The sequence below is a fragment of the Dactylosporangium sp. NPDC005555 genome, assembly GCF_040605635.1.
Classification (GTDB): domain Bacteria; phylum Actinomycetota; class Actinomycetes; order Mycobacteriales; family Micromonosporaceae; genus Dactylosporangium.
The window spans coordinates 91,816-115,261 of sequence record NZ_JBEXDG010000001.1; the positions used below are offsets into that span (position 1 = coordinate 91,816).

26 protein-coding genes and 1 tRNA gene are annotated in these 23,446 nt (G+C 68.9%); 12 read left to right on the forward strand and 15 right to left on the reverse strand.

Annotation, left to right across the window (positions count from 1 at the left end; translation table 11 throughout):
• Positions 1 to 14: 14 nt before the first annotated feature.
• Positions 15 to 452 (reverse strand): hypothetical protein, encoded by a 438-nt coding sequence (locus ABZS58_RS00520; protein WP_354776064.1) that lies wholly within the window; start codon positions 450 to 452, stop codon positions 15 to 17.
• Between the two features lie 221 nt (positions 453 to 673).
• Here ABZS58_RS00520 and ABZS58_RS00525 point away from each other — a divergent pair, with 221 nt between their 5' ends.
• Positions 674 to 970: a hypothetical protein gene (locus tag ABZS58_RS00525; RefSeq protein WP_354776066.1), complete on the forward strand. Its 297-nt coding sequence runs from the start codon at positions 674 to 676 to the stop codon at positions 968 to 970.
• On the forward strand, positions 970 to 1,260 hold the full coding sequence (locus ABZS58_RS00530) for a ribbon-helix-helix protein, CopG family (RefSeq protein ID WP_354776068.1): 291 nt from the start codon (positions 970 to 972) through the stop codon (positions 1,258 to 1,260). Before ABZS58_RS00525 ends, ABZS58_RS00530 begins: the two co-directional genes overlap by 1 nt.
• Positions 1,261 to 1,736: 476 nt before the next feature.
• On the opposite strand, the gene ABZS58_RS00535 is transcribed toward ABZS58_RS00530, so the two are convergent.
• From ABZS58_RS00535 to ABZS58_RS00550, 4 genes are all read right to left on the reverse strand, one after another.
• The gene (locus ABZS58_RS00535) at positions 1,737 to 2,027 is read right to left on the reverse strand and encodes a ribbon-helix-helix domain-containing protein (protein WP_354776070.1); all 291 of its coding nucleotides are present in this window, start codon (positions 2,025 to 2,027) and stop codon (positions 1,737 to 1,739) included.
• Position 2,028: 1 nt separating this feature from the next.
• Entirely contained in the window at positions 2,029 to 2,313 is a 285-nt protein-coding gene (locus ABZS58_RS00540; RefSeq protein ID WP_354776072.1) for a hypothetical protein, read from the reverse strand.
• A 297-nt stretch (positions 2,314 to 2,610) separates the two neighbouring features.
• Positions 2,611 to 2,683: transfer RNA gene (locus ABZS58_RS00545), tRNA-Ala, on the reverse strand.
• Positions 2,684 to 2,755: 72 nt separating this feature from the next.
• Positions 2,756 to 3,310: a YqgE/AlgH family protein gene (locus ABZS58_RS00550; protein WP_344501559.1), complete on the reverse strand. Its 555-nt coding sequence runs from the start codon at positions 3,308 to 3,310 to the stop codon at positions 2,756 to 2,758.
• A 301-nt stretch (positions 3,311 to 3,611) separates the two neighbouring features.
• Between ABZS58_RS00550 and ABZS58_RS00555 the strand changes: the two genes are divergently transcribed.
• Positions 3,612 to 4,397, forward strand: a complete 786-nt coding sequence (locus ABZS58_RS00555) for an S-methyl-5'-thioadenosine phosphorylase (protein WP_354776074.1) — start codon at positions 3,612 to 3,614, stop codon at positions 4,395 to 4,397.
• A gap of 39 nt (positions 4,398 to 4,436) precedes the next feature.
• Here the strand turns inward: ABZS58_RS00555 and ABZS58_RS00560 are convergent, their stop codons facing one another.
• From ABZS58_RS00560 to ABZS58_RS00575, 4 genes are all read right to left on the reverse strand, one after another.
• Positions 4,437 to 5,450 carry a HAMP domain-containing sensor histidine kinase gene (locus ABZS58_RS00560; protein WP_354776076.1) on the reverse strand — a complete coding sequence of 338 codons (1,014 nt, stop codon included), beginning with the start codon at positions 5,448 to 5,450 and terminating at the stop codon, positions 4,437 to 4,439.
• The gene (locus ABZS58_RS00565; protein ID WP_354776078.1) at positions 5,443 to 6,126 is read right to left on the reverse strand and encodes a response regulator transcription factor; all 684 of its coding nucleotides are present in this window, start codon (positions 6,124 to 6,126) and stop codon (positions 5,443 to 5,445) included. The genes ABZS58_RS00560 and ABZS58_RS00565 overlap by 8 nt, the downstream gene beginning before the upstream one ends.
• A gap of 62 nt (positions 6,127 to 6,188) precedes the next feature.
• On the reverse strand, positions 6,189 to 6,584 hold the full coding sequence (locus ABZS58_RS00570; RefSeq protein ID WP_354776080.1) for a hypothetical protein: 396 nt from the start codon (positions 6,582 to 6,584) through the stop codon (positions 6,189 to 6,191).
• Between the two features lie 65 nt (positions 6,585 to 6,649).
• A complete protein-coding gene (locus ABZS58_RS00575) occupies positions 6,650 to 7,099 on the reverse strand; it encodes a MarR family transcriptional regulator (protein ID WP_354776082.1) in 450 nt (149 codons plus the stop codon).
• Positions 7,100 to 7,160: 61 nt separating this feature from the next.
• Here ABZS58_RS00575 and ABZS58_RS00580 point away from each other — a divergent pair, with 61 nt between their 5' ends.
• Positions 7,161 to 8,711, forward strand: a complete 1,551-nt coding sequence (locus ABZS58_RS00580) for an MFS transporter (protein ID WP_354776084.1) — start codon at positions 7,161 to 7,163, stop codon at positions 8,709 to 8,711.
• An 18-nt stretch (positions 8,712 to 8,729) separates the two neighbouring features.
• Positions 8,730 to 9,509 (forward strand): hypothetical protein, encoded by a 780-nt coding sequence (locus ABZS58_RS00585; RefSeq protein ID WP_354776086.1) that lies wholly within the window; start codon positions 8,730 to 8,732, stop codon positions 9,507 to 9,509.
• A gap of 301 nt (positions 9,510 to 9,810) precedes the next feature.
• Here ABZS58_RS00585 and ABZS58_RS00590 read toward each other — a convergent pair whose 3' ends face one another.
• On the reverse strand, positions 9,811 to 11,823 hold the full coding sequence (locus tag ABZS58_RS00590) for a glycoside hydrolase family 6 protein (protein WP_354776088.1): 2,013 nt from the start codon (positions 11,821 to 11,823) through the stop codon (positions 9,811 to 9,813).
• A gap of 254 nt (positions 11,824 to 12,077) precedes the next feature.
• Between ABZS58_RS00590 and ABZS58_RS00595 the strand changes: the two genes are divergently transcribed.
• Genes ABZS58_RS00595 through ABZS58_RS00615 form a run of 5 tightly spaced genes read left to right on the forward strand, consistent with a single transcriptional unit; the run spans position 12,078 to position 15,720 of the window.
• Positions 12,078 to 12,683 (forward strand): pentapeptide repeat-containing protein, encoded by a 606-nt coding sequence (locus tag ABZS58_RS00595; protein ID WP_354776090.1) that lies wholly within the window; start codon positions 12,078 to 12,080, stop codon positions 12,681 to 12,683.
• Complete coding sequence (locus tag ABZS58_RS00600) at positions 12,680 to 12,889, forward strand: hypothetical protein (protein ID WP_354776092.1); 210 nt, start codon at positions 12,680 to 12,682, stop codon at positions 12,887 to 12,889. The genes ABZS58_RS00595 and ABZS58_RS00600 overlap by 4 nt, the downstream gene beginning before the upstream one ends.
• A 34-nt stretch (positions 12,890 to 12,923) precedes the next feature.
• Positions 12,924 to 13,907, forward strand: coding sequence for an aldo/keto reductase (locus tag ABZS58_RS00605; protein WP_354776094.1), 984 nt, complete (start codon positions 12,924 to 12,926; stop codon positions 13,905 to 13,907).
• A gap of 42 nt (positions 13,908 to 13,949) precedes the next feature.
• A complete protein-coding gene (locus ABZS58_RS00610; protein ID WP_354776096.1) occupies positions 13,950 to 14,444 on the forward strand; it encodes a sigma-70 family RNA polymerase sigma factor in 495 nt (164 codons plus the stop codon).
• The gene (locus ABZS58_RS00615) at positions 14,434 to 15,720 is read left to right on the forward strand and encodes a hypothetical protein (RefSeq protein WP_354776098.1); all 1,287 of its coding nucleotides are present in this window, start codon (positions 14,434 to 14,436) and stop codon (positions 15,718 to 15,720) included. The genes ABZS58_RS00610 and ABZS58_RS00615 overlap by 11 nt, the downstream gene beginning before the upstream one ends.
• A 58-nt stretch (positions 15,721 to 15,778) precedes the next feature.
• Here ABZS58_RS00615 and ABZS58_RS00620 read toward each other — a convergent pair whose 3' ends face one another.
• The 3 genes from ABZS58_RS00620 to ABZS58_RS00630 all read right to left on the reverse strand — a co-directional run bounded on the left by ABZS58_RS00620 (position 15,779) and on the right by ABZS58_RS00630 (position 17,651).
• Positions 15,779 to 16,123, reverse strand: coding sequence for a PASTA domain-containing protein (locus ABZS58_RS00620; protein ID WP_354776100.1), 345 nt, complete (start codon positions 16,121 to 16,123; stop codon positions 15,779 to 15,781).
• Between the two features lie 92 nt (positions 16,124 to 16,215).
• The gene (locus ABZS58_RS00625; RefSeq protein WP_354776102.1) at positions 16,216 to 16,728 is read right to left on the reverse strand and encodes a hypothetical protein; all 513 of its coding nucleotides are present in this window, start codon (positions 16,726 to 16,728) and stop codon (positions 16,216 to 16,218) included.
• Between the two features lie 80 nt (positions 16,729 to 16,808).
• Entirely contained in the window at positions 16,809 to 17,651 is an 843-nt protein-coding gene (locus ABZS58_RS00630; protein ID WP_354776104.1) for a DUF5937 family protein, read from the reverse strand.
• Positions 17,652 to 18,159: 508 nt separating this feature from the next.
• Here ABZS58_RS00630 and ABZS58_RS00635 point away from each other — a divergent pair.
• Together ABZS58_RS00635 and ABZS58_RS00640 are read left to right on the forward strand one after the other, a co-directional pair.
• A complete protein-coding gene (locus ABZS58_RS00635) occupies positions 18,160 to 18,915 on the forward strand; it encodes a hypothetical protein (protein ID WP_354776106.1) in 756 nt (251 codons plus the stop codon).
• Positions 18,916 to 19,139: 224 nt separating this feature from the next.
• Complete coding sequence (locus tag ABZS58_RS00640; protein WP_354776108.1) at positions 19,140 to 19,850, forward strand: hypothetical protein; 711 nt, start codon at positions 19,140 to 19,142, stop codon at positions 19,848 to 19,850.
• A gap of 394 nt (positions 19,851 to 20,244) precedes the next feature.
• On the opposite strand, the gene ABZS58_RS00645 is transcribed toward ABZS58_RS00640, so the two are convergent.
• Together ABZS58_RS00645 and ABZS58_RS00650 are read right to left on the reverse strand one after the other, a co-directional pair.
• Positions 20,245 to 20,616 carry a nuclear transport factor 2 family protein gene (locus tag ABZS58_RS00645; RefSeq protein WP_354776110.1) on the reverse strand — a complete coding sequence of 124 codons (372 nt, stop codon included), beginning with the start codon at positions 20,614 to 20,616 and terminating at the stop codon, positions 20,245 to 20,247.
• 585 nt (positions 20,617 to 21,201) lie between these two features.
• Positions 21,202 to 23,430, reverse strand: a complete 2,229-nt coding sequence (locus tag ABZS58_RS00650) for an NACHT domain-containing protein (protein ID WP_354776112.1) — start codon at positions 23,428 to 23,430, stop codon at positions 21,202 to 21,204.
• Positions 23,431 to 23,446: the final 16 nt, after the last annotated feature.

The window sequence follows — 23,446 nt, forward strand, 5'->3', positions numbered from 1 at the left end:
GACCAAAACGTCTTTTAGTTGGATCGGTCGGCGGTGGGTCGGCTCGGCCGGAGACGCCACACGCCCACCCAAAAGCCGAGCGCGACGACCGCCGCGATGAAAGGCATCGGGCCGGGCCCGGCGGCGATCGTCTCACGCACCTTCCGGCATGGGTCCGACGCCGGGTACCGCAGCCGCGAGATCCCACCGATGCGGACGTCGCGCGGCTTCGGCTTGGAGCCGGAGTCCACCCGCGACGAGCAGACCCGGCCGGCCACCTCGAACCGGACGTCATAGACCCGCCGGCCAGCGCCGTTGTAGCTGATGCCGACCACCTCGGCGTCGACCACACCGCCTCTCGCCTCGTCGACAGCGACCCAGCCGAAGACAAGACCCGCGACGGTGAAGACGACCGCAATGACCAGGCGGGTGACGCGCCTCTTGCGCCGGTCCTGGGGCCTCGGCACGTACACGCATGTCTCCCGGACGCATCGCAGTAGTGAGACGCTTCCCCACACTGTCAGGTCTGGACTCGCACCCATCATCGACCTACGAGTTCACGACCTCTGAACCTCGACCCGCCGGACCGGCGCTCCCTGCCAGTTCCTGCGGTTGACCGTCTGATGTGGCACGGATGTGGCACGACGGCGGCCGAACGAGCTGCTGAACGTCTTAAGCGTATTACTCTTAATACGTGAGCGAGATCCTCTGGCGCATGCCGACAGCGGGCGGGCGGCCCGAGGCCGACCTGCGGGACGGCCTGACCGCTGCCGACCTGGCCGAGGCACTGGTGCGGGCCGAGGGCGAGCAGCACCGGGTCGAGCTCAGCGAGTTGCGGCTTGCCGTGACCGCTCCAAGCCGGGGAATGTCGCGGCTCATTCGTATCCTGTTGATCCGCGACGACGGCTCGTTCGTGTGGCGGATCCGCTTCGCACGGTTGGCAACGCTTGAAGAGATCGATCAATGGGCCAGGCAGACGGGAGCAGCGTGATGGAACAGCCTGATCTGAACAACATGACGGACGACCAGGTCGCCGAATGGTTCGCCGGCAACGACACGAGCGGCCTCGTCGGCACTGGCCGGCCGATTGAAGGCCAGTTCGTACAGGTCGATGAGACAGGCGTCCCGATGGGCAGAATGGTGTCGCTCAAGATGCCGGCCGCCATGGTTGACGCCCTCGACGCCGCCGCCGGCCGCGACCGCGAAGGCCGCTCCGGCATCATCAGAACCGCCGTAGCGGAATGGCTCGCCCGCCACCCCGACACCACCGAGGCCGCATAACCCCTAACCCCGGAACCGGCCCCCGGCTCAAGTCGGACGCAGGCTCACCAAGCATCAACGCCAAAACGAAAGCCCAGAACTCTTCGAACGAGGTCGGGCCCCGAGACGGTTTTGAGGGGGTGTGGGTGGAGCGAAGCTCCCCCACCGGGGAGCACCGGCGGAGCCGGTGCGCGGAGAATGACGACATCACCAACGCGAATCGGCGCCCCCGCCGATGAGCAGGAAGCGCCGATTGATGGAGTGGAGACGAGGGGACTCGAACCCCTGACTCCCACACTGCCAGAACCGGGCTCACCACCACACACGACCTGCAACGACGTGACCAGCGCACATGACATCGACCGACCACTACTCCCCGCGGTTCCCCATGAACACCCGACCGATCTGGCACGGATCTGGCACGCCGGGCCGGGTTCAGCGGAGCCCGGTGGCATCGCCCAGCCGAGCCGGTCAATTTCGTCGATGAGTGACCGACCTTATGCAGCTTCCGCTTCGCCATGACGCTCCAGCCACTCGGAAAGTGCCTGCCGGATGATCCCTGAGCGACCCTCCCGATCACGGCCGGCCGCCGCGTCGATCCGCGCGACGACGTCGCTCGGAATCCGCAAGGAGACGAGCTGACTCGTCGGCTGATCCTCGGTGTCGACCTGCACCGCCGTGTCGTGGGTGCGGTTGCCAGACGCGAACAGCGCGCTCGCGTCGTTGTTCATGAACCACGTTGCCAGTTCGTCCTGCGTCATCGCCCTGAAGTCCGGAACCTGCGTCATCTCAGTCGCCCCTCCTGCTCCAAATTTCCGCCTCGGCCGCACTGGCCAGACGCGCCGCCCGGACCCGCCAGACGAACGAGTCGTCATTGCGGAACAACAGGATCGACACGAGCCGCCCGTCGGCGGCGGGAGCGATGTAGGCGCGCTGCAACTCACCGCGCTGCTGAAATTGCAACGTAGCTGGCCGCTCCAGCGCCTCGGCGACGTCCGCCACTGTGAGCCCGTCGCCGAGGTCCGCTTGCGGACGCTCGTCGGGCTGCGGCATCCGCCACAGGACTTCGCTCATAGCACCACTGTATTGCATGTAATACAGGCCGGACAGGAGCAGCTCAGCGACCCCGCCCAAGCCCAACCCGTGCCTACCGCAACCAGGCTCGCACTGCGAGAGGCGCATCCGTACACGCGCCAAACGCACAAGGGCAAGGACTGCAACCCAGAGCACCCCGCGACGGGGTTTGAGGGGTGTGGGCGGAGCGAAGCTCCCCCTCCGGGGAGCGCGGCGAAGCCGTGCGCGGGAAAATGACGGAATCACCAACGCGAATCGGCGCCCCCGCCGATGAGCAGGAAGCGCCGATTGATGGAGTGGAGACGAGGGGACTCGAACCCCTGACCCCCACACTGCCAGTGTGGTGCGCTACCAGCTGCGCCACGTCCCCATCTTCGTGCCCCGGTCTCGCGGGCACTCACGGAATAGTACACAACTCCGCGGGGGGTCTCACAACGGGTATCTAGTTCTGCGTCGGGTCCGCCGGGTAGTGGGCGACCGCGGCCATCAGGCCGCCCTGGCGGCGCAGGACCATGTGCCAGAGGTCGTCGGGGCGGGGGGCGAAGGCGTCGCTGGGCAGGGCGTCGAAGACGAACCAGGAGCCGCTCTCGATCTCGCGCTCGAGCTGGCCCGGGGACCAGCCCGCGTAGCCGGCGAAGACGCGGACGCCGACGACGCCGGCGACGAGGAGGTCGGGGTCGCCGGAGAGGTCCACGGTGCCGACGGCGCCAGAGACGCGGTTGAAGCCGGCGAGGTCCTCGACGCCGGGGCGGGTGCGGGCGAGGCAGATGGCGGCCTCGGGCTGCACGGGGCCGCCCTCGAAGACGACCGGGGGCTCGCCGGCGAGGGCGCCCCAGCCGCCGAGGACGTCGGCGACCTGGACCTCGGTGGCGCGGTTGAGCACGACGCCGAGGGCGCCGCCCTCCTCGTGGGCCACGACGAGGACGACGGTGCGTTCGAAGTTGGGGTCGCGGAGCGCGGGCGTCGCCACCAGCAGCCGGCCGGTCAACGACTCCATCGCCCTCCCTCGACGCTTTTTCGACGTGCCCCGCCCGGTGCTGGAGCTACCCGGTCTTGGTGATCCCCGCCCGGTCGGCGCTCCGAACATTCCACCGGACATCCCACCCGTTGGATCGGGGCGGTCGGGCCGGCCGGATGGGTTTTGCTCCATCCCGCCGAGGTCGCCGTATGAAGACATCAGCTCCACCAGCCAACATGACCGGCCGCGCGGTTGAGAACCGCGATCGTCGCGAGGCGGGGTGCGAGCGTCATGTCTCGCACATTAGCCTGACCCGCCGCTCGCGGTTAGGGTCTGTCGCGTGACCTCACTCGCCGACGTTGCCGTCATCGGTGGTTCCGGGCTGTATGCCCTGCTGGACGACGCCGAGGAACATGTGCTCGACACGCCGTACGGCGCGCCGTCAGATCCGGTGACGGTGGCGACGGTCGGCGGGCGGCGCACCGCCTTCCTGCCCAGGCACGGCCGGGACCACCGGTTCCCGCCGCACAAGATTCCCTACCGGGCCAATCTCTGGGCGTTGCGGGAGATCGGGGTGCGGCAGGTCCTGGCGCCGTGCGCGGTCGGCGGGCTGCGGCCCGAGCTGGGGCCGGGCACGTTCGTGGTGCCGGATCAGCTGATCGACAGGACGTCGGGGCGGGTCCAGACCTACTACGACACGGGCGGCGTCCACGTGAACTTCGCGGATCCGTACTGCGCGACGGGCCGGGCCACCGTGCAGAGGATCGCGGCCGGGCACGGGATCGAGGCCGGGGACGGCACGATGGTCGTCGTCGAGGGGCCGCGGTTCTCGACGCGGGCGGAGTCGCGGTGGTACACGGCGATGGGTGGTGCCGTCGTGAACATGACCGGGCACCCCGAGGCCGTCCTGGCCCGGGAGCTGGCGCTGTGCTACACGTCGATCGCGCTGGTCACGGACCTCGACGCGGGTGTCGAGGGTGACCACGGGGTGACGATGGAGGAGGTGTTCGAGGTGTTCGCGGCTAACACGGCGCGCCTGCGGACGGTGCTGCTGGACGTGATCCCGGCCCTGCCCGAGCACCCCGACGACTCCTGCCAGCACGCGCTGGACGGCATCAGGCCCTAGCCGGCAGACGCACGACGAAGCGGCACGCGCTGGACGGCATCAGGCGCTGGCCGGCAGGCGCACGACGAAGCGGCAGCCGTCACCGTCGTTGGTGACGGCCACGTCGCCGTGGTGCGCCTCGACGAGGCCTCGGACGATCGCGAGCCCGAGTCCCCCACCGGCGTCCCGGGTCGGCGTTCTGGCAGGTGTACCGCGGAACGCCACGTCGAACACGCGCGGCAGGTCCGGCTCCGGGATGCCGCCGCACGTGTCGCTGACCGCGAGCCAGCCGCCGGAGGCGTCCTGACCGCCGGAGACGACCACGGTGCCGTCCGGCGGTGTGTACCGGATGGCGTTGCGGATGAGGTTGCCGACCACCCGGGAGAGTTCCGGGACGGAGCCCTGAACGGTCGGCCACCCGCCGGACGAGGCCATCAGCTGGATCCCGGCGGCGTCGGCCAGCGGCGTCGCGGAGGCGATCGCATCGGAGACCACGTCGCCGAGGGGGACGTCGGACAGGGTCAGCCGCAGCGCCCCGGCGTTGATGCGGGACAGCTCGAAGAGGTCATCGACGAGGGCCGCCATCCGGTCGGTCTCGGCGCTGATCCGGTGGTGGTACTCGGCGACCGTGGCGGGGTCGGAGACGACGCCGTCCTCCAGGGCCTCGGTCATGGCCCGCAGACCGGCCAGGGGCGTCCTCAGGTCGTGGGAGACCCACGCGACGAGCTCCCGGCGCCGCGCCTCGGCCTCCCGCTCCCGCTCGCGCGCCTCGGCCGCCCACATGCTGGCCCTGGCGAGGCGCCGACCGGCCCAGAGCCCGGCGGCGAGGCTGATGGTGGCGGCGGTGCCGACGACGATGAGCAGCACGTGCAGGTCGTGGTCGGAGATGAACATCTCCATGGCGGCGCCGAGGATGCCGGCGAGCACGCTGAGGACGGTGACGAGCAGCAGCACGACGATGTGCGCGGTGACGGAGCGGCCGCGCAGCGGCCCCCGCAGCACCAGCAGCCCGGCGACGGCGACGGTCAGGGAGCCGCCGAGCGCCATCAGGAAGGTGAAGAGGACGTCACGCATATTCGTACCGGTACCCGACGCCCCACACGGTGAGGATCCGCCGAGGCTCGGCCGGGTCGTCCTCGACCTTCTCCCGGAGGCGTCGCATGTGGACGGTGACGGTCGACTGGTCACCGAACGTCCAGCCCCACACCTGCTGGAGCAGCTCGGCGCGGCGCAGCACCCGGCCCGGGTTGCGCATCAGGAACACCAGCAGGTCGAACTCGCGCACGGTCAGCGCCAGCGCCTGGCCGCGGAGGGTGGCGATGCGCCGGGCGGCGTCGACGCTGAGGTCGCCGTCGACGAACATCTCCACGGCGACCGCGACCGGGACGACGCGCCGCAGCACGGACCGCACCCGCAGGACCAGCTCCCGGGGTGAGAACGGCTTGGTGACGTAGTCGTCGGCGCCGATTTCGAGGCCCAGGACGCGGTCGGACTCCTCGCCGAGCGCGGTCAGCATGATGACCGGCAGGGTGCGGTCCTGCGCGCGCAGGCGGCGGCAGACCTCGAGCCCGTCGATGCCGGGCAGCATGAGGTCGAGCACGACGAGGTCGGGGCGTTCGGCGGCGTACGCGTCGAGCGCCCGCTGCCCGTCGCCGGCGAGTTCGACGGTGAACCCTTCGCGTTCCAGGTATCGCCGCACGACGTCGCTGACGGTCGGGTCGTCGTCGACGACCAGTACACGCTGCCCCATCGCCCGAGCGTAGAGCGCGCCGCACGGCGCAGCACGCTTCTAGAGGCGTCGTAAGGGAACCGTCAGGTCTCCCCGCCCAGATCGGTGTCGTACGCCTCGTAGAGCAGGTCGGCGCCGCGCTGCCGGTGCTGCCAGACCTCCCTGATGAGGCGGGCCGCGTCCTGGCGGACCACCTCGTGGCGGGTGCCCCGTGAGCCGAGATGTCCTTCGAGGTCGTCCAGGGCCTCCCAGACGGTCTCGTGGTCGCCGACGAGCCCATAGAGCCCCCGCGCGAGCCGGGGCGCGTCGCCGAGGACACCGGCGTAGAGCCCGGACGGGCCCTCGGTCTCCTCGACGTGGGCGGCGAACGCCGCCTTGAGCTGTGCGACGGCCTGACTGACCGTCTGTCCCCAGGCCGGGTCTCCGGCCGGGGTCTGTATCGCGTGCTCCACCCGTTGAATGCCACCGAGCAGTTCCATGGGACGCACCTCCACCGGTTACGTCAGTCCCTCCATGGTGTGACCTGGAGCACAAAATGTCCAGGTCAAAGCGTCGGAATTTCCTCATTTATCCCGGATGAGGCGGCCGCCATGCGGTGCAGCCACGCGGACACGGCCGCCAGCTCCGACGGGTTGAAGCCGGCGGAGAGGCGGGCCTCGACGGCCTGCACGGTCGGCAGCGCGGCCTCCAGCCGCTCCAGGCCCGCGGGCGTCAGCATGATCTGCTGCGAGCGCCGGTCGGTGGGGTGCTGGCGGCGCTCGACCAGGCCGGCCCGCTCCAGGCCGCCGAGCATCTCGTTGGCCGACTGGCGGGCGGTGGAGACCTTGCGGGCGACGTCGGCGACGGACATGCCGGGCGACTCGCGCAGCAGGAGCAGGGACGCGAACTGCGCGACGGAGAGGTCGTGCTCCACGAGGGCCTCGGCGACCACGCCGCGCAGGCTCAGCCACGCGTGCCGGACGAGAAACGTGGAGCAGGCTTCTTCGGTACTCACGCGACCATTGTGCGCCGCGCCATCATTGACAGGAACCTGACGCTCTTGCCACAGTGAAACCATGACCGTCAGGGACCTGTCAATCAACCTACCCCAGCAACGCCGCGTGCTGTCGGTGCTCGTCTTCGCCGCCGTGCTCATCTGGATCGACACGACCATCCTCGGCATCGCCCTGGAACGCATCGCCGACCCGCGCACCGGTCTCGGCGCCACCCCCGGTGAGCTGCAGTGGGCCGTCGGGTCCTACGCACTGCTGTTCGCCACCGCCCTGTTCGCCGCCGGCGCGCTCGGCGACCGCTACGGGCACCGCACGGTCCTCGCCGCCGGCCTCGCGATCTTCGGCGCGGCGTCCGTCTGGGCCGCGTGGGCCGGCGACGCGACCGGCCTGATCCTCGCCCGCGGCCTGATGGGGCTCGGCGGGGCGATGATGATGCCGACCTCGATGGCCATCATCGGCGCGACGTTCCCGGCTGAGCGGCGCGCCGGCGCGATCGCGGTCTGGTCCGCGTCCAGCGGCGTCGGCGTCGCGCTCGGCCCGCTGCTCGGCGGGGTGCTCGTCGACCACTTCTGGTGGGGGTCGGTGTTCCTGGTCAACCTGCCGGTCGTCGGGATCGCCCTGGCCGGCGTGCTGCTCGTGGTGCCCGACCCGAAGCTCGGGTCCCGCCGCCGTCCCGACCCGCTCGGTCTGCTGCTGTCCACCGCCGGGTTGGCGCTGCTGGCGTACGGCCTGATCGAGGCCGGCCAGGACACCGGCTGGACCAGGTGGCAGGTGTGGGCGCCGGTGCTCGGCGGTGTCGCGGTCCTCGCGCTGTTCACGGCCGTGGAGTGGCGCTCGGCGGAGCCGTCGTTCGACCCCCGCCTGTTCCGCAACGGCCGCTTCAGCGCCGGCAACCTCGCCCTCGCCGCCCTGTTCTTCGGCATCACCGGCCAGATGTTCTACGGCAACTTCTACCTGCAGGGCGCCCGCGGCATGTCGGCCCTGGAGACCGGCCTGGCGTTCCTGCCCGGCGCGATCGGTGTCGCCGCCGGCTCCGGGCTCGGCGCGCGGCTGGCGAAGCGCTACGGCGTCGGCCTCGTCAGCGGCGGCGCGCTGCTGGTGGTCGGCGCGAGCTTCCTGGCCAACCTCACGTTCGACCTGGACACGCCGCTGCTGTGGTTCTGCGTCGTCGGGTTGGTCAGCGGCATCGCGATGGGCATGGTGATCGCGCCGACCGTCGCCGCCGTGATCGCGGTGCTGCCACTGGACCGGATGGGCGCCGGGTCCGCGGTCAACAACACCGTCCGGCAGGTCGGCAGCGTCCTGGGCATCGCGCTGCTCGGCACGATCCTGGCGAGCACCTACCGCGACCGGATCGCGCCGGCCCTGGCCGGGTTGCCGCCGGCGGCCCGCGCCGCCGCCGGCCCGTCGGCCGAGCACACCCGCGCGGTCGCGGAGCAGTTGCACCGCCCCGACCTGGCCGCCGCGGCCGACGACGCGTTCGTGACCGCCATGCACATCACGGCCGTCACCGGTGCTCTTGTCGCATTGGCGGGTGGCGTACTGCTGCTGCTCGCCTTCACCGCGCGCAGATCCACTGTGGACGAGCAGAGGGTCTTGTCACCGACGGGCTGACCGTCGACGATTGCGGGCATGACGGCACGCCGGGGGGCGCCGCCCCCACCCGAGCCCGAGCCACCTTCCACGGCGATCCCGGCGCCGGATGCGGGGCCGCCGGACGCGGGCCCCGGACCGGCGCGTCCGATGTCCCGGCGCTGGACCGCGCTCGTCCTCACCGTCCTCGGTGGACTGACCCTGGTGGTCGTCGCGACCGGGCTGCTGACCGTCGGGCTCGCGTCGTGGCGCTTCGTGCACTTCATCCCGCTGGAGCGGCCGGGCCGGTGGGCGCCGGTGGCCCTGGCCGCCGTCGCGGCCCTGACCGTCGCCGCCCACCTCGGCCTGCGCAACCGGGTCGCCGCGCGGGCCGCCGTCACGGTCGGCACGGTCGCGGCGCTGTTCGCGCTGTGCGACGGCGCGATCGCCAACGTCGGCTCCTCGGTCGACCCGGACCCGGTGCACGCCACGGGCACCCGGGTCGCCGCCAGCACCGGCGGCCGCGAGCTGGTCGTGCACAATGACGGCCTGTTGCACTACCGGCTGCGCACCACCGGCCTGTTCGGGCGGGAGAGCCGCAAGGACGTCGCGTGCACGGCCCGGGCGGGCGCGCGGACCCGTCCCGAGTACGACGCGCTCATCACCGGCTACGGCGCGCGGGAGATCCCGGCGATCAAGGTGAACTCGGCCCGGTTCGCCGACGCCACGCACCTGGAATTCGCCATGACGGACGGGCGCACGTGGACGGTCGCGATCGACGGCATCGAGGCCGATCGCATGCTCAACTGGTGCGGGGGCCGTTCGGCGGAGCCGGGCTGACGGCGGGCACATGCCGATCGGCTCGGTCGACTGGGACGCCTCCCGGCACTTCGACCACAGCTGGGGCGCGCTGATCAACCCGTCGTACGAGCCGTGGCGGCGGCACCTCGCGCAGCAGATCGTCCGGCTGTACCGGCGCTTCGGCTTCGACGGCGCGTTCCTGGACATCTCCGCCATGTACAACAACGACCCGCGCGGCAGCACCACCGAGGGCACGCGCGCGCTGGTCGAGCTGATCCGCGGCCGGAGGGCCCTCGACGCCGTGTCGGGGGCCCTCCGGTCTTGCGAGTTTCGTGCTGCTTTACAGCGCCGGGTAGGCGTTCGTCATGAGCTGCTGGAACTGGGCCGAGAACCACGCGCCGGAGACCGGGGCGTTGGGCAGGGCGCCGCTCATGCTGTTGCCGTTGCGGCCGTTACCGGTGTAGGTCGGGTCGCACATCCCGTCGAAGCCCTTGCCGCCCGGGTTGTTCGGGCCGGTGGGGACCAGCGAGCTGGAGCCGTCGGACTCGCCCGGGGGCTTGATCCAGACGTACGCGTCGATGCCGGAGGCCGGGGCGGCCTTCGGACGCTCGCCGAGGCCTGCGCCGCTCTGGTTGCACCAGTTGCCGGCGTGGATACGACGGTCGATACGGGACGCGTTGACCCAGGTGTTCATGTCGGTCGAGGTGCTCGCCGCGGTCGGACGGGCGGTGCCGCCCCAGCCGTTGCGGGAGGTGTCGATCAGCATGCCGATGTTGGCGTTGAAGCCGAGCGAGACCAGCTTGGTGCGGAACGCCTGAGCGAAGGTGAGCTCGTCGGTGTAGAAGTTCCAGTCGACCCACTTGGACTGCCGGACCGACTGACCGCCGACGGTGGCGCCGATGGTGACGAACGGCTCGGTCAGCGCCGAGTAGTTCGCGGTGTTGGTGATGAAGCCGTCAACCGTGCTGAAGCCACCGGTCGCACCCTGCACCGTGGTGGCGAACAGCTGCGCGGCGGGGCCGAAGTTGCTGTCCCAGCCGAGCCAGCCGTGGTGGGCGGCGTCGATGTAGTTGTACGTGTTGCTGCCGGCCGCACGCAGCTTGCTCAGGGCGTACTGGATGCCGGTGGAGTAGTTGCCGTTGGCCTTCATGACCGCGCAGGCCGCGGTCGCGCCGGCCTCGCCGCCCGCGTTGGTGACGATGTTCGGCAGCGAGTCGATCTCGATGATGTTGACGATCCGGATCGACGCGTACTTCGGGTCGGCCTCGATCGCGGCGATCGGGTCGATGTACTCGGTCCGGTAACGGGCGATCTCTGTCGGGCCGAGCTCACCGTTGGACGCCAGCGCCGCGCAGTCACGGCCGGGCAGGTTGTAGATCACGAACTGCGCGAGCGTGGCGCCCTGGGCGAGCGCGTTGTCGAGGTGCTTGCGCATGCTCGTGGTGTAGCCCGAGCCGGCCGGCGCCGCGATGGCGGCGATCGTGTCGAGCCAGACACCGGTCGGCTGGTTGGCGATCCGGCTACCGCCGGCCTCGGCCGTGGCCTTCGCCGACCAGTCCGGGTTCACGTAGACCTTGGCGCCGACGTACGGGTTGTCGACGTGGCCCGGGTTCGTGCCGCCGGTCGTCACCGTGATCGGCACCGCGGTGCTGGTGGCGGTCGCGTTCGCGGCGTTGAACACCTTGGCGCTCAGCGAGTACGAGCCGGCGGCGACGTTCGCCCAGCTGTAGGTGTACGGCGAGGTGGTGTCGGTGCCCAGCAGCGTCGCGCCGTTGTAGAACTCGACCTTGCTGACGGTGCTGCCGGGGGCGGTCGCGGTCGCGGCCAGGCTCACCGTGGCGGGCGCGGTGAACGAGGCGCCGGACGACGGGCTCGTCAGCGACACGGTCGGCGCCGTCGGGTTCTGCGACGTGGACGGCGACGCCGACGGGGTCGGGCTGGTGGTGGTGCCGCCGGTGCAGGCCACGCCGTTCACCGTGAAGTTGGTGCCGGCGGGGTTGGCACCGCTCCAGCTGCCGTTGAACCCGAACGAGATCACGCCGCCGGTGGCGATGCCGCCGTTGTAGCTCAGGCTCGTGGCGTTGACGTGCACGCCCGACTGCGTCTTGTTGGCGTTCCAGATCTGCGAGATCGTCTGGGACGCGTTGCCGAAGTCCCAGCCGACGTTCCAGCTGGTGAGCGGGTCGCCGAGGTTCGTGACGTCGACCTGGGCACCGAAGCCGCCGGGCCACTGGTTGGTGATCGTGTACTTGGCCGAACATCCGGCCGCCGCGAACGCCTGGTTGGCGATCAGGACAGCACCGCCGGTTGCCGCCAGCGCGACAGCCGATATGAGGGCGAGCTTGCGCCTCATCGAGTCTCCTTACATCGGTGAACTGCGGTTGTGCGTGATGACGGTCCGTACGGGCGCAGTACCGCGTCAAGGAGGCCCCTCATCGGCATGCCGTCTACCTCGTGCGAAGACGGAAAACGGTCTGAAACTTTCGTTGTGGACCGGCGCCCGGCCAGGCCTTCCACGGCCACCGGAGGTCCACCGTCGATCGTTTCGAAGCCGGTTTCTGTCGTACCCGGGTGAGAAGCTGGTCGGACGAGTCGAGGAGGCAGGGCATGGCCGGGCGGAGCATCGCGACCCACACGACGATCTACGACGAGGACTGGACCGATCACAACGCGGTCGGGCTGGAGCATTCGGGGGTGGCGTTCGTCGACGTCGACATGTGCGAGGCCACCAACGAGCGGTCGGTCTTCACCGAGTGCACGTTCACCAACGTCCGGTTCAACTGCTCCACGCAGACCGACGTCGCGTTCCTCAACTGCCGGTTCGTCGGCTGCAACTTCTTCGACGCCACCTTCACCCGCTGCAAACTCGTCGGCAGCACCTTCGACCGCTGCACGTTCGAGCTGCTGAAGGTCGACGAGGGCGACTGGTCCTTCGTCGCCATGCCCGCCGCGAGGCTCGGCAGCGCGGAGTTCACCGGCGTGCGCATGCGCGAGGCGGACCTGAGCGCCGCCAACTGCGAGGGCGGCACCTTCCGCGACGTCGACCTGTCCGGCGCCTCCCTGCAGAAGGCCGACCTCACCCGCTGCGACCTGCGCGGCAGCGACCTCTCCGGCCTCGACCCCACAACCATCGAGCTCCGCCAGGCCATCATCACCGCCGACCAGGCAACGATGATCGCGATCGCCCTGGGCCTGGACGTCCGCCCCGCTTGACCGCCGCTCCCCCGCAACCGCCGCCTTCCCGCCATCGCGCTTTCCCGCTGCCGGACGGGTTCGACGAGCGGACCGCGTCGCTCAACGTCGGGGTGCTCAGCGACGACGGGACGGTCGTCGCCGGCTACGTGTCCGGCAGGAACGGCGACATGACCACGCAGCCGGTGGCCGTCACCTGGAATTGCCAGGAGACACACGACCGTTGACCTGGAGCGCGCTCCAGCTGGCAGCCTGAAAAGCATGACGGAAACGAGGAAACTGGGCCGCAGCGGCATCGAGGTCAGCGCACTGGGGATCGGCTGCTGGGCGATCGGTGGGCCGTTCTGGGCCGGGGACCGGCCGCTCGGCTGGGGCGAGGTCGACGACGACGAGTCGATCCGCGCGATCCGCAGGGCGCTCGACCTTGGCGTCACGTTCTTCGACACCGCCAACGTCTACGGCGCTGGGCACAGCGAGAGGATCCTGGAGAAGGCCCTGAAGGGCCGGCGGGACGAGGCGGTCATCGCGACGAAGTTCGGCGGCACGTTCGACGAGCGGACCAAGCGCGTGGGGCCCGACGACGGCTCGCCCGAAGGGCTCGGGCGGGCCGTCCGCGAGTCGCTGCGGCGGCTCGGGACGGACTTCATCGACCTGTATCAGCTGCACATCAACGACCTGCCGATCCCGCGGGCACTGGCGCTGATCCCGGCGCTCGAGCAGCTCGTCGAGGACGGCCTCATCCGCGCGTACGGCTGGAGCACCGACTTCCCGGAGCGGGCGACCGCCTTCGCCGAGGCCGGCGTGCACTGCGCCACGATCCAGGCGGACCTTTCGGTGCTGCGCGGGTCGTTCGGGGTCATCCCGGTCGCCGACGCGCACGACCTGGGCGTGATCATCCGCGGGCCGCTCGCGATGGGGCTGCTCAGCGGCAAGTACACCGCCGAGTCGAAGCTGCCCGAGGACGACATCCGCGGGCTCAGCCCCGAATGGATGACCTACTTCAGCGACGGGCGGCCGGCGGCGGAGTTCCTGAACAGGATCGACGCGGTCCGCGACGTGCTGACGTCCGGCGGCCGCACCCTCGCCCAGGGTGCGCTCGCGTGGCTGTGGGCGTACAGCGGCCGGACCGTCCCGATCCCCGGCTGCCGCACGGTCGCCCAGGTGGAGGAGAACGCCGGCGCGCTCGCCCACGGGCCGCTCACCGCGTCCGAGCTCGCCGACGTGGAAAAACTCATGGGGCGATGACGGAACCGACGCGGCCACCCGTGCGCCTGCACGATTGTGACCGTGGTGTCTGACGATCCCGTCCCGGGAGGCCCTGGGCTCGACCCCGAGGCCTTCCGGGAGGTGTACGACGTACACTATCCGCCGCTCGTCCGGCTGGCGTACCTGACGACGGGCAGCCTCGCCGCCGCCGAGGACGTCGCGCAGGAGGCGTTCATCGAGTGGTTCCGCCGCGGCGACCAGGTCCGCGAGCCGGTGCCGTTCCTGCGCCGGGCGGTCGTGTCCCGGTGCACGTCATGGGTGCGCCGCCGCAGGCTGGAGCGCCGCCACGCGACCGTCACCACCGAGCCGGTCACCCACCCCGACGGTGACACCGAGGTCGTCCGCGCCGCGCTGCACAAACTGTCGCCGCGGCAGCGCGCCGCGGTCTTCATGCGGTTCTACCTCGACCTGCCGGAGGCACAGATCGCCGCGGCGCTCGGCTGCCGCCCCGGCACGGTCAAGTCGCTGCTGCACCGGGCGCTGACCGCGATCAAGGAGGACCTCGATGTCGCCTGACCCGCGGGCCCGTATCGGCGCGGCCGTCCGGTCCCTCGCCGACGAGGTCCACGTCGACCCCCCCGAGCTGGCGTTCCTCCTGGAGAAGGCGAGGCGGCCCAGCCGGTGGCGTCCGCTGCTCAGTGCTTTCGGCGTTCTGGGTGTACTGGCAGCGGCGGCACTCGGTCCCGGGCTGCTGGCGCAGCCGGCGGCCCCCACCGGCGGGACGGTGCTGCCGACCCGCCTCGCGGGCCTGTCGCTGCTGACCGCGGCGGTGTCGGACGCGCCCGCCGGGCCGGCCCTCCTCGCGTACGTGCAGGGCACCAACGGGCCGCGTTGGCTGCACACCCTGCAGACGGTCGTCCTGAGCACCGACGGCCACACGTACCGGCGGCTCGACGAGGCCGAACGGCGCGGCGGCCCGGCCGAGTTCGGCACCTGGCAGGACGCCCCGGTGCTGCTCGCGCCCGACGGGTCGCGGATCGCGGTCGGCAGCGTCGACCCGCGCGCCGACGTCGCCGTCGTGGACCTGCGCACCGGCCGGACCAGCACCTACCGCGCCGGCGCGACAGGGATCGTCCGCCCCTTGGCCTGGTCGCCGGACGGCACCCGCCTCGCGTACCTGACCGGCGACACGGACTCCGCCGTCCTCGACATCACCACCGGTGCCTCGACCGCGCTTCCGACGCCCGCGACGACCGCCGCGTTCTCGCCCGACGGCCGGCGGATCGCCGTGCAGGGCGTCCCCGAGACGGAGGTCGAGCCGCGACGGCCGGTCCGGATCGTCGACCTCGACGGCGGCGGCGCCCCCACCGAGCTCACCGAGGTCGGGTTCGGGGTCGTCATCGCCGGGTCCGGCGCGTGGTCGCCGGACGGCCGGTGGATCGCCGTCGCCGACAACGTGGGCTCCGGCAAGCTCGACTGCACGCTCACCTTCCTGCCGGTCGACCCGGCGGAGCGCAACCCACCGGAGCGGATCGCCACCGCGGAGCAGATCGCGCTGGTCGGCTGGGCGGCCCCGGACCGGCCGCTGGTCACCCAGGGCGGCGCCACCGGGCACCGCACGATCAGCGGACCGGACCTGCGACCGCTCACCACCGCCGACGGCTCCGACACCTACGACCTGCAGGCCGCGACCGCGCTGCTGCCGGGGGCGCGGGTGGCGGACGCCGGCGGCGCGTCCCGCGGCCCCTGGCCGGTGTGGCTGAGCCTCGCCACGGCCGCGGCCGCGCTCACCGTCGCGGGTCTCGGCTGGCTGCTGTGGTCCCGCCGCCGGCATCGGGCTCCGGGACCATGAGGACCCCGGGACGTCCGAACTGCGTCCCGGGGTCGGCTCAGGTGTTGCTGACCTGCGGTTACCGGGTGACCTCGCAGCCCTTCGCGGGGGCCTTGCCGACGGTCAGGTTGACCGCGGAACCGCGCAGGACCAGGGTCTTCGCCGCCGGGTCCTGCTTGACGACCCGGCCCAGGTTCACGCAGTCCTCGACCCCGGTGACCGTGCCGACGGTCAGGCCCGCCCGGATCAGGGCGCCCTTCGCGTCGTCGGGCGTCTCGCCCTGGACACCCGGAACGAGCACGTACAGCGCCGGCGGCGCGGGATCGGTGGGAGCCGCGGCGCCCGCGTACGCGGCCGGCGCGACGGCCAGCGCCCCTGCGGCGACGACCGCCGCGAACAACCCGGCCCGGAATGGATGACGCATCGTGTACCTCCTCGTGCCCTGTGTGATGACACGAGTGTGGCCACCCACCCTGACGCGCCCCTGACGCGCCGCTGACCGCCCAGCCGATGCTCCTAGGCGAGGGTCTCGCAGAGGTTCTCCATCGTGCCGAGCTGGACGGGGACCTCGCGGCTGCCGTCCGGGTGCCGGATGACGACGAAGTCGCCGTGGGTGATGTAGTCGCCGCCGGGGAACCCGACGTTGGACGCCTTGATCGGCAGGGCGTTGTGGCCGTTCAGCTGCGAGATCCGGGTGCCGTCCGGCAGGTGGTACACGCGGATGGTGCCGGTGGCGTCGCGGACCACCGACTTGTGGTTGCTCGTGTTGGTGTAGCGGATGACCAGCACGCCGGCGAAGTCCTGGACCTTCGGCGAACCGTCCGGATAGGTGGCGGGCGTCCGCATCTTCTCGCGGTCCCGGACGATGTCGCCCTTGACCTCGAACGAGCAGACGTCCCCAGCCGGGATGACGAACGGCGGCGTGCTCGTCGGCTCCCATCCGCCGCCGCCCGGGCCGGACGCGGCCGCCGTCCCTCCTGTCACCGCCACGATCGCCGCCGCCAGAACAAGTGCCCTCACCACGCGCATGTGGTGTCTCCCCTCAGGTCCGATGTGCTTGTCCCGGACATGGTGGGCTCGACCGGTGCGGCGGCTCCACGATTCGGTTGTCACCGAATCGTCGACGCGCCTCCCAGCAGATCGGTGCCGAGGGCCGTGCGCTGGTACAGCACCTGCCGCCCCGACCTGCGGGACGCGACGAGGCCCGAGCGGCGCAGGACGGACAGGTGCTCGCTGACCGACGCCGCGCTCAGCCCCAGGTCCCGGGCGACCTGCGTGGTGGACAGCGGAAGGTCGAGCGTCGCCAGCAGCGCCGCCCGGCTGCGCCCGAGCAGGTCAGCGACCGGCGGCGCCGACGCCCGCGCCGAGCTGTCCCACACCTGCCCGACCCCGCGCGGCCCGTAGATGAGCGCCGGCCGCCGCGGGCTCGTGTCCACCAGCAGCGACGGCCAGGCGAACACACACGGCACCAGCAGCAACCCCGCTCCGTCGAGCCGGTTCCGCGACTCCCACGTGGGCCAGAGGATCCGCAGCGCGTCCTCGTCGTACTCCAGGTCCGGATGCAGGTTCCCCAGCACCCGCACGATGCCGCCGGAGGTCAGCTGATCCGCCCGGTGCCCGACCTCCGCGTCGACCACCCCCGCTAGCCGCGACCAGACCGGCTCGACCGCGGCCTGCCAGTACGCCTGTACCTCAGCCGCCAACCTCCCGAGCTGCCGCTCCGGGTCCTCGTAGAGCGCGACCAGCGCCCCCGGCAGCGCCCCACTCCCCCGCAGCAGATCGAGCTGCGCCCGCACTTCCCCCTCAGGCGTGCTGCGCACCAGGGCGACCTCGTCGGCGAACCGCGTGTCCATCCGCTCCGGCGCCGGCATCAGAAATTCCGGAATGTACCGCCGATCCCCGAGCAACGCCCGCAGCATCTCCAGCCGCAACCCCGACACAACCCCACGCACCGACCGAACCCAAGGCCCATGCATCCGAGCCCGCTCGGCATGACCACCGACCCGCACACTGCTCACCAGCTCATGCATCGGCGACCGCGCAAACCGAATCCGGGCCAGGTCCCCCGGCTCGAACAACAGCTCGATCACCCAGACCACGATACCGATGAATCCGCAGCCCAGACCGCGTCGGAAGAGTCGGAAAGCCGCACGCCGACGGCACCGGCGGCTGTCCAAGGGGGTGTGGGTGGAGCGAAACTCCCCCCTCGGGGAGCACCGGCGGAGCCGGTGCGCGGGGAATACGACACCTCCAACGGCGTCCAGAGGTGGAGCTGACGCTGGACTACTTGAACCCGCGTACGTGATCAGGCCCGGCACCGGCGCGTTGCACCTCGGGCCTCGATGAGGTGGCGGTGGCACGGTACGGTATGCGCGCTGCTGGCAGATCGGACAAGCCCGATTGCCCGCGGCGTTTCTCATCCGCACCACGAGTCGCGTCCGCGAGGAGGCCGAGCACGCTATGGACTACCAGATCTGGTTCGTCCTCGGCGCTCTCCTCGGCAATGGTGTCGGTTGTCTGCTGGCCGTGTTCTGCCTGGTCCGGATGACCGACCAGCGGCGGACGGTGCGCAACCGTCTCCTGCTGGTGCTGGTGGCGTCGTGGGCACTGGTCGAGACCGCGCGCGACGACATGCTCTTCGTCGCCGCCACCGCCATCCACATGAGTGACTACCAGGTCCATTTCTTCCTGGCCCCGAGCATGATCCTGACTGTGCTCGCGGTCGCGTTCACGGCTGGCGTCTTGTGGTTGGTCGCCAAGGACCCTCATCCAATGCGGACAGTCGGCGCAGGAGCGGCGGTCGGTCTGCTGTTGGGCGTGATGAGCCTGCAGGCGGCACTCGCCGGGCGCACCGGATCGGCCTTGTCGATCGACATCGTCGACTCCCTGGTGATCACCGCCGGGCTCGGCGTCGCGACCGGCATCTCGGCGTGGCTGGGCACCGGGGCCACCCGCCGGTCCGCCATCGCGACTGCCGTCACGCTGCTGGCGATCTGTTTGACGATCGCGCAGTACCGGATCGCCAACGTGGTGACGACGGATCCGTCCATCCTGGTCGACAGCGACGCCGGGATCGATCCGATCCAGCTGGGCGTGTTCACCGCGGTGGCATTCGGAGTCCGAGCCATTGCGCTCACCGTCATGAGCATCATCGACGAGGGCCGCCCGGAGCCCTCAGACGAGCAGGAGCAGGTCGGCAGCCGCGGGCGGAACTGACACGACCATCACCTGCGGCCTCCGCGCTGGTTCGCCGACGTCCTGAGCCATCGCCCGGCCGGCGATCGAACTGCCCGCCGGGTTCTGAAGGCATCAGTCGCCGCAGCACTGCATCAATCCAGAGACGCGGCGCCACGTAGCGCGAGACGCCGCCGAGCATCTGGGCGTGACACTGACCTACTTGAACCCGCTGTGATCTGCCGATCTCCGCGTACTGTGTCCGGGTGCCGCACCCGCCCATACCATCCGCCGACTGGTCAGCCGACCTCAACGCCACCTTCGAGGAGTTGTTCGACGCGTTCGCGCATCGGCCGAAACCGGCCCACCCGCAGATGTGCGTCGGGCACTGCATCGACCAGGCCGAGTACGAGGCGTTCTGCCGGACCGCTCCCCGCGACCTCGACGAGCAGTTGGTGGACCGCTACTGGCCGAACCAATCAGACGACTGGGACCTGACGACACACTTCATGCCGGCGATACTCCGCGCCATGCCAAGCGACTTCATGAAAGGCATCAGGGACTTCAGCATCACCACCGGCCTGAACCACCGCTGGCCGGATCTGACCGAGCGGGAACGCGCCGCCGTCGAATCGTTCTGCCGGGCCTGGTTCGTCGACGTCCTGCGCCATCGGCCGACCGGCGGTCACACTGCCCGCCGGGTTCTGGAGGCCACCGCCGAGATCGGGCTCGACGTCAGCCCATACCTGACGTACTGGGAGACAATCGGTACGCCCGACGCCCGCTGGCAACTTGTCGACACGGTCCTGGACAACCCTGACGACAGTTACGCCGAAACGTTCGACCGGTGGCTGCTGACACCAGCAGCCCGGGCGATGATCGCCGAGTGCGGGCGCGGTGAGTTGACCGACATAGAGCTCGAATGGCTGGACGTCGTCGCGTGGGCAGTAAGCCAGCGCGAACAGGACCCGCGGTAGCCGCCTGCGTTGCTGGCCAAGCGAGTTCGGCAGTCCACCCGTCCGAAGGAGCCGCCGAACCGATCTCCAAGCGTGGAGCTAACGGCGACCTACTTGAACCGACAACACGAAACGTGGCGAACAGCCACATAGGTAGCCACCAGCGCCCACGTTCCGCTGTCAGGAATCGTCGAGTGCCGGGGCGCAAGGCGTTGGGCGGTCTTCGCAGCCAGTCGACCGGGACGACGGTTTTGAGGGGGCGTGGGTGGAGCGAAGCTCCCCCACGCTTGAACCCCGGCTACCTGAGCCTTCGTCGCGCTGTGCGTAACAAGGCATCGGCGCTCAGCCCGAACGTGAAACGGCGCGGGACGGCGTCGCCGCACAAGCCGGCAATGGTTTCGCGGCCGCGATGTCCCTAGAGCGGAGTCTCCTGATAGGTCGCCTCACGCCAGTTCCCGTCCTGGCGCAGCCAGACCTCTCCGACGAGCACATCGCGGGGCACGGGCTTGTCTGCGTAGGTGCCTTCGACCGTGCTGCGGAAGCTGACGAGCGCCGCGTCGGGGCCGAGCGGCGTTGTGGTCAGGTCGTCCGTCGGGAGGCTCCGGAAGGCGAAGTCGTTGAAGTGGTCGAGCAGCTGTATGCGCCCGTCGAAGCGGGCGTAGGACATGATCGAGACATGGTTGTCGGTGACGAGCGCTGCGACCTTGTCCCGGTTGTGCTCGATAAAGGCGGTCCGCAGCTCGGCCACGGCACCGGTCAACTCGCGATGCAAACGGTCCTCCTGCATGTTCGTACCCCCTCACTGCGATCGCGGTCCTACGTCTCCTGACGTCCCGAAGACACGACCGTCGGGACATAACGGGTGCACTCCTACCCACCAGGGGCGCCGGATAACCGGTCAAACCACAAGGACGGACCGGTGCACCTGAAGCCCTTCGACGTCAGCCGGCGCGACCCAGTGGCAGCGCATCCACAACGCCCCAACGGCCCCGAAACTGTCAGACCCCATCGATAGGCTGACCCCAGGTGGAGCATTCGAAAGCACACCCAGCCATGCCAGGGCAACGGCAAGGGCGAGACGGAAGCCAGCATGACCCCCCGTCGAGAGGACCTGTGGCGATCAGAGCGCCCCGCTGCGGTTTTGAGGGGTGTGGGTGGAGCGAAGCTCCCCCACCGGGGAGCACCGGCGGAGCCGGTGCGCGGGGAATACGACACCTCCAACGGCGGACGCCCCCTGCGTCAGCAGGGGGGCGTCCAGAGGTGGAGCTAACAGTCGCTTACTTGAACCACGCAAGCGCGAGATGACCGGCCGGCTACTGCAATTTAATGTTGCCAGCAATATGCATGAACCCCCGCGAGTAGATACGGAGCGCTATATCGATAAGATCTCCCAAAATTCGCGAATTGACGGAGACACCGGGCTGGTTGGATTAAGTCCCGCCATAAGCTCTTCCGGCCGAAACAGGCGACGATAGAAGAGATTACTATTTCCGGCAGCAGCGCGAGTCTCTTGACGCAAGAGCTTGCTTTCGACCGCAGCGTTGACAATCAGATCCCATGCGGAGTCCTTCGTAAACTCGGGACCGTCGTCATGCTTATCTCGCAGTAGGTTGCTCCTAGAGAAGTATCGAGCAGCCTTTTCAACAGTCGCCACGACTCCTTCCGGAACCTGCCGAATCACAGGCCCCTCGCCTTTTAGGGTTGCCCCGTGCTTTCGCAAAGCATCCGCGATTCCGAGAGGGTCATATAGTTGCGCCATGCCAGCAGGCGATGCAACTCGAAGGCCTTGAAACAATGAAACATCGATTGCAGTCGCAATCTTTGTCTTTCCGTCTATCACCACATTGGAGAAAAATCCACTTTCAAAGGTGCAATCATCGAAACTCGCGCCACGCAGATCAGACTGGATGAAGTTACTATCGCTAAAATCAACACGCTCAGCCTTGAGTTGAACTAGGTCAGCGTCTCCAAAAGTGAATCCATTGATTCGAAGCCGATCTCCCGGCGAACCTGAAACAGCTCGTACTACTTCTGCGGCAATAACTCCAGCATTCTGGTCCGCCATCGGCGAAAATGGATCATCACTGTCTCTTGCGGCAACGAGGAGGTCTAGCATTGCGGGTGCAACCGCTCGCGAGATTTCTAGACGTCGAACTGCCGAACGGGCTGCCTCGATTGGAAGGTTTGCACGTCGAAGCAGGCTACGGATGTCACGTGCGCCGCGTTTGACTGCCTGAGCAACATAAGTGCCCAGATAATGACTAAAGAAGAGGTCGTGTTCGAATGAAATCGTGTTCGGCTTGGATCCCTTACGTAGCATAGCCCTACTAGACGCTGCATCGACCAGGTTTTCCTGCACCGTCTCTGCCAGGCCGTGCACCTGCGCGAAGAGAGAAACAATCTCACGAATTGTTGTTCGGTTCAGCTCTCGCGCTCTCTGCCGCCACATCTCGATTGCAAACTCTTCGAGAAGCTGGTCGTACTGCTCCGTAGTCAGCATCGGGCCATCATGACCAATCAGCTTCTGTGTAACCTCCCGCTGAACATAGCCCGCGACAAGACGTTCGAGCAGCGAGCCGCCCTCTCTAAGTTCGTTATCAAGGATCAAGTCGCAGGTTGCAGCAACAAATAGCGGCTTATTCAGAAGACCCTGTTCAGCCTTATCCGCCTCCGTCAAAGCGCTTACAACAGAATCGTGCAGTGAGGCCGCGTCTTTACGAGTCAGACGCCGCAACGTCGAAACCTGATCTATGTACGAGTCTCGCTGTTCCTTGTCCCAGGAAATCATCTCGACTGGGACAAGTTGCCACGTCAGAACCCCAAGCTCGGAACTCGAATTGGCGCGCGTCAAAAATTCTTGTTCGTAGTAGACGCTTCGGGCGGCCGCTACGACCGATCCCGATCCGTTAAGTTCCTCAATGAATCCCGCCAGTGACCCAAACGCCTCTTCGTATGAGCCCTGACCGCCGATGAGTTCATCAAATCCGTCAACGATCAGTCGGAGTTTTCCCACGCGCACCAAACGCGCCACCGAATGATAGGTCAGCTTGGCGCGCAAGTCCTGCAACTCGGTAGCAAGAGCTTCGTTAAGTCGGGCCAGCCCGCGCCCCTGCGCATTCACATTTAGATAGAGGTATGCGCTGGAGCCTGCAAGATAGTCATTTGCTGTGCGTCTCGTAAGTTCTTCGAGCATACGCGTCTTACCGGCTCCTGCATCGCCAGTGATAAAGACAACGCGGGTTCCAGAGCCAGAAGGCTTAGCGAGGTCGTCGACTAGAACTTTCGCAGATTGTCTGTACGCAGTCTGACTGTCTTCGCTGGCGTAGGACGCTTCGGCTTCAACGTAAGGCTCGGCCTCCGCGCTTGGAATCGTTCGCGCCATGTTATTAGCAAGATTCCTAAGATCTGCTAGCTCTCCAAGAAATTCAGCATATGGCACCCATCGCCCCCGGTGCTGCACGCGCAGAGCATTGCCCTCTACGCGTAGCAGGATCTGTTCTACATTGCCGTAGGATTGCCACCGAAGGATAACTCCATCGCCTTCTGCGCGCGACTCCAGTGTAGTTCCGGGATCCATGAAGGTGGCGATGTCTCGCTCCACCTGTCGAATATCGTTC

Bases quoted from the DNA above. Each gene is read 5' to 3' on its own strand.
- ABZS58_RS00585 (WP_354776086.1), top strand. From the start codon at position 8,730: ATGACGGCACGCCGGGGGGCGCCGCCCCCACCCGAGCCCGAGCCACCT.
- ABZS58_RS00595 (WP_354776090.1), top strand. From the start codon at position 12,078: ATGGCCGGGCGGAGCATCGCGACCCACACGACGATCTACGACGAGGAC.
- ABZS58_RS00620 (WP_354776100.1), bottom strand. From the start codon at position 16,123: ATGCGTCATCCATTCCGGGCCGGGTTGTTCGCGGCGGTCGTCGCCGCA.
- ABZS58_RS00535 (WP_354776070.1), bottom strand. From the start codon at position 2,027: ATGACGCAGGTTCCGGACTTCAGGGCGATGACGCAGGACGAACTGGCA.
- ABZS58_RS00605 (WP_354776094.1), top strand. From the start codon at position 12,924: ATGACGGAAACGAGGAAACTGGGCCGCAGCGGCATCGAGGTCAGCGCA.
- ABZS58_RS00615 (WP_354776098.1), top strand. From the start codon at position 14,434: ATGTCGCCTGACCCGCGGGCCCGTATCGGCGCGGCCGTCCGGTCCCTC.
- ABZS58_RS00560 (WP_354776076.1), bottom strand. From the start codon at position 5,450: ATGCGTGACGTCCTCTTCACCTTCCTGATGGCGCTCGGCGGCTCCCTG.
- ABZS58_RS00565 (WP_354776078.1), bottom strand. From the start codon at position 6,126: ATGGGGCAGCGTGTACTGGTCGTCGACGACGACCCGACCGTCAGCGAC.
- ABZS58_RS00635 (WP_354776106.1), top strand. From the start codon at position 18,160: ATGGACTACCAGATCTGGTTCGTCCTCGGCGCTCTCCTCGGCAATGGT.
- ABZS58_RS00540 (WP_354776072.1), bottom strand. From the start codon at position 2,313: ATGAGCGAAGTCCTGTGGCGGATGCCGCAGCCCGACGAGCGTCCGCAA.
- ABZS58_RS00570 (WP_354776080.1), bottom strand. From the start codon at position 6,584: ATGGAACTGCTCGGTGGCATTCAACGGGTGGAGCACGCGATACAGACC.
- ABZS58_RS00645 (WP_354776110.1), bottom strand. From the start codon at position 20,616: ATGCAGGAGGACCGTTTGCATCGCGAGTTGACCGGTGCCGTGGCCGAG.
- ABZS58_RS00530 (WP_354776068.1), top strand. From the start codon at position 970: ATGGAACAGCCTGATCTGAACAACATGACGGACGACCAGGTCGCCGAA.
- ABZS58_RS00590 (WP_354776088.1), bottom strand. From the start codon at position 11,823: ATGAGGCGCAAGCTCGCCCTCATATCGGCTGTCGCGCTGGCGGCAACC.
- ABZS58_RS00550 (WP_344501559.1), bottom strand. From the start codon at position 3,310: ATGGAGTCGTTGACCGGCCGGCTGCTGGTGGCGACGCCCGCGCTCCGC.
- ABZS58_RS00625 (WP_354776102.1), bottom strand. From the start codon at position 16,728: ATGCGCGTGGTGAGGGCACTTGTTCTGGCGGCGGCGATCGTGGCGGTG.
- ABZS58_RS00580 (WP_354776084.1), top strand. From the start codon at position 7,161: ATGACCGTCAGGGACCTGTCAATCAACCTACCCCAGCAACGCCGCGTG.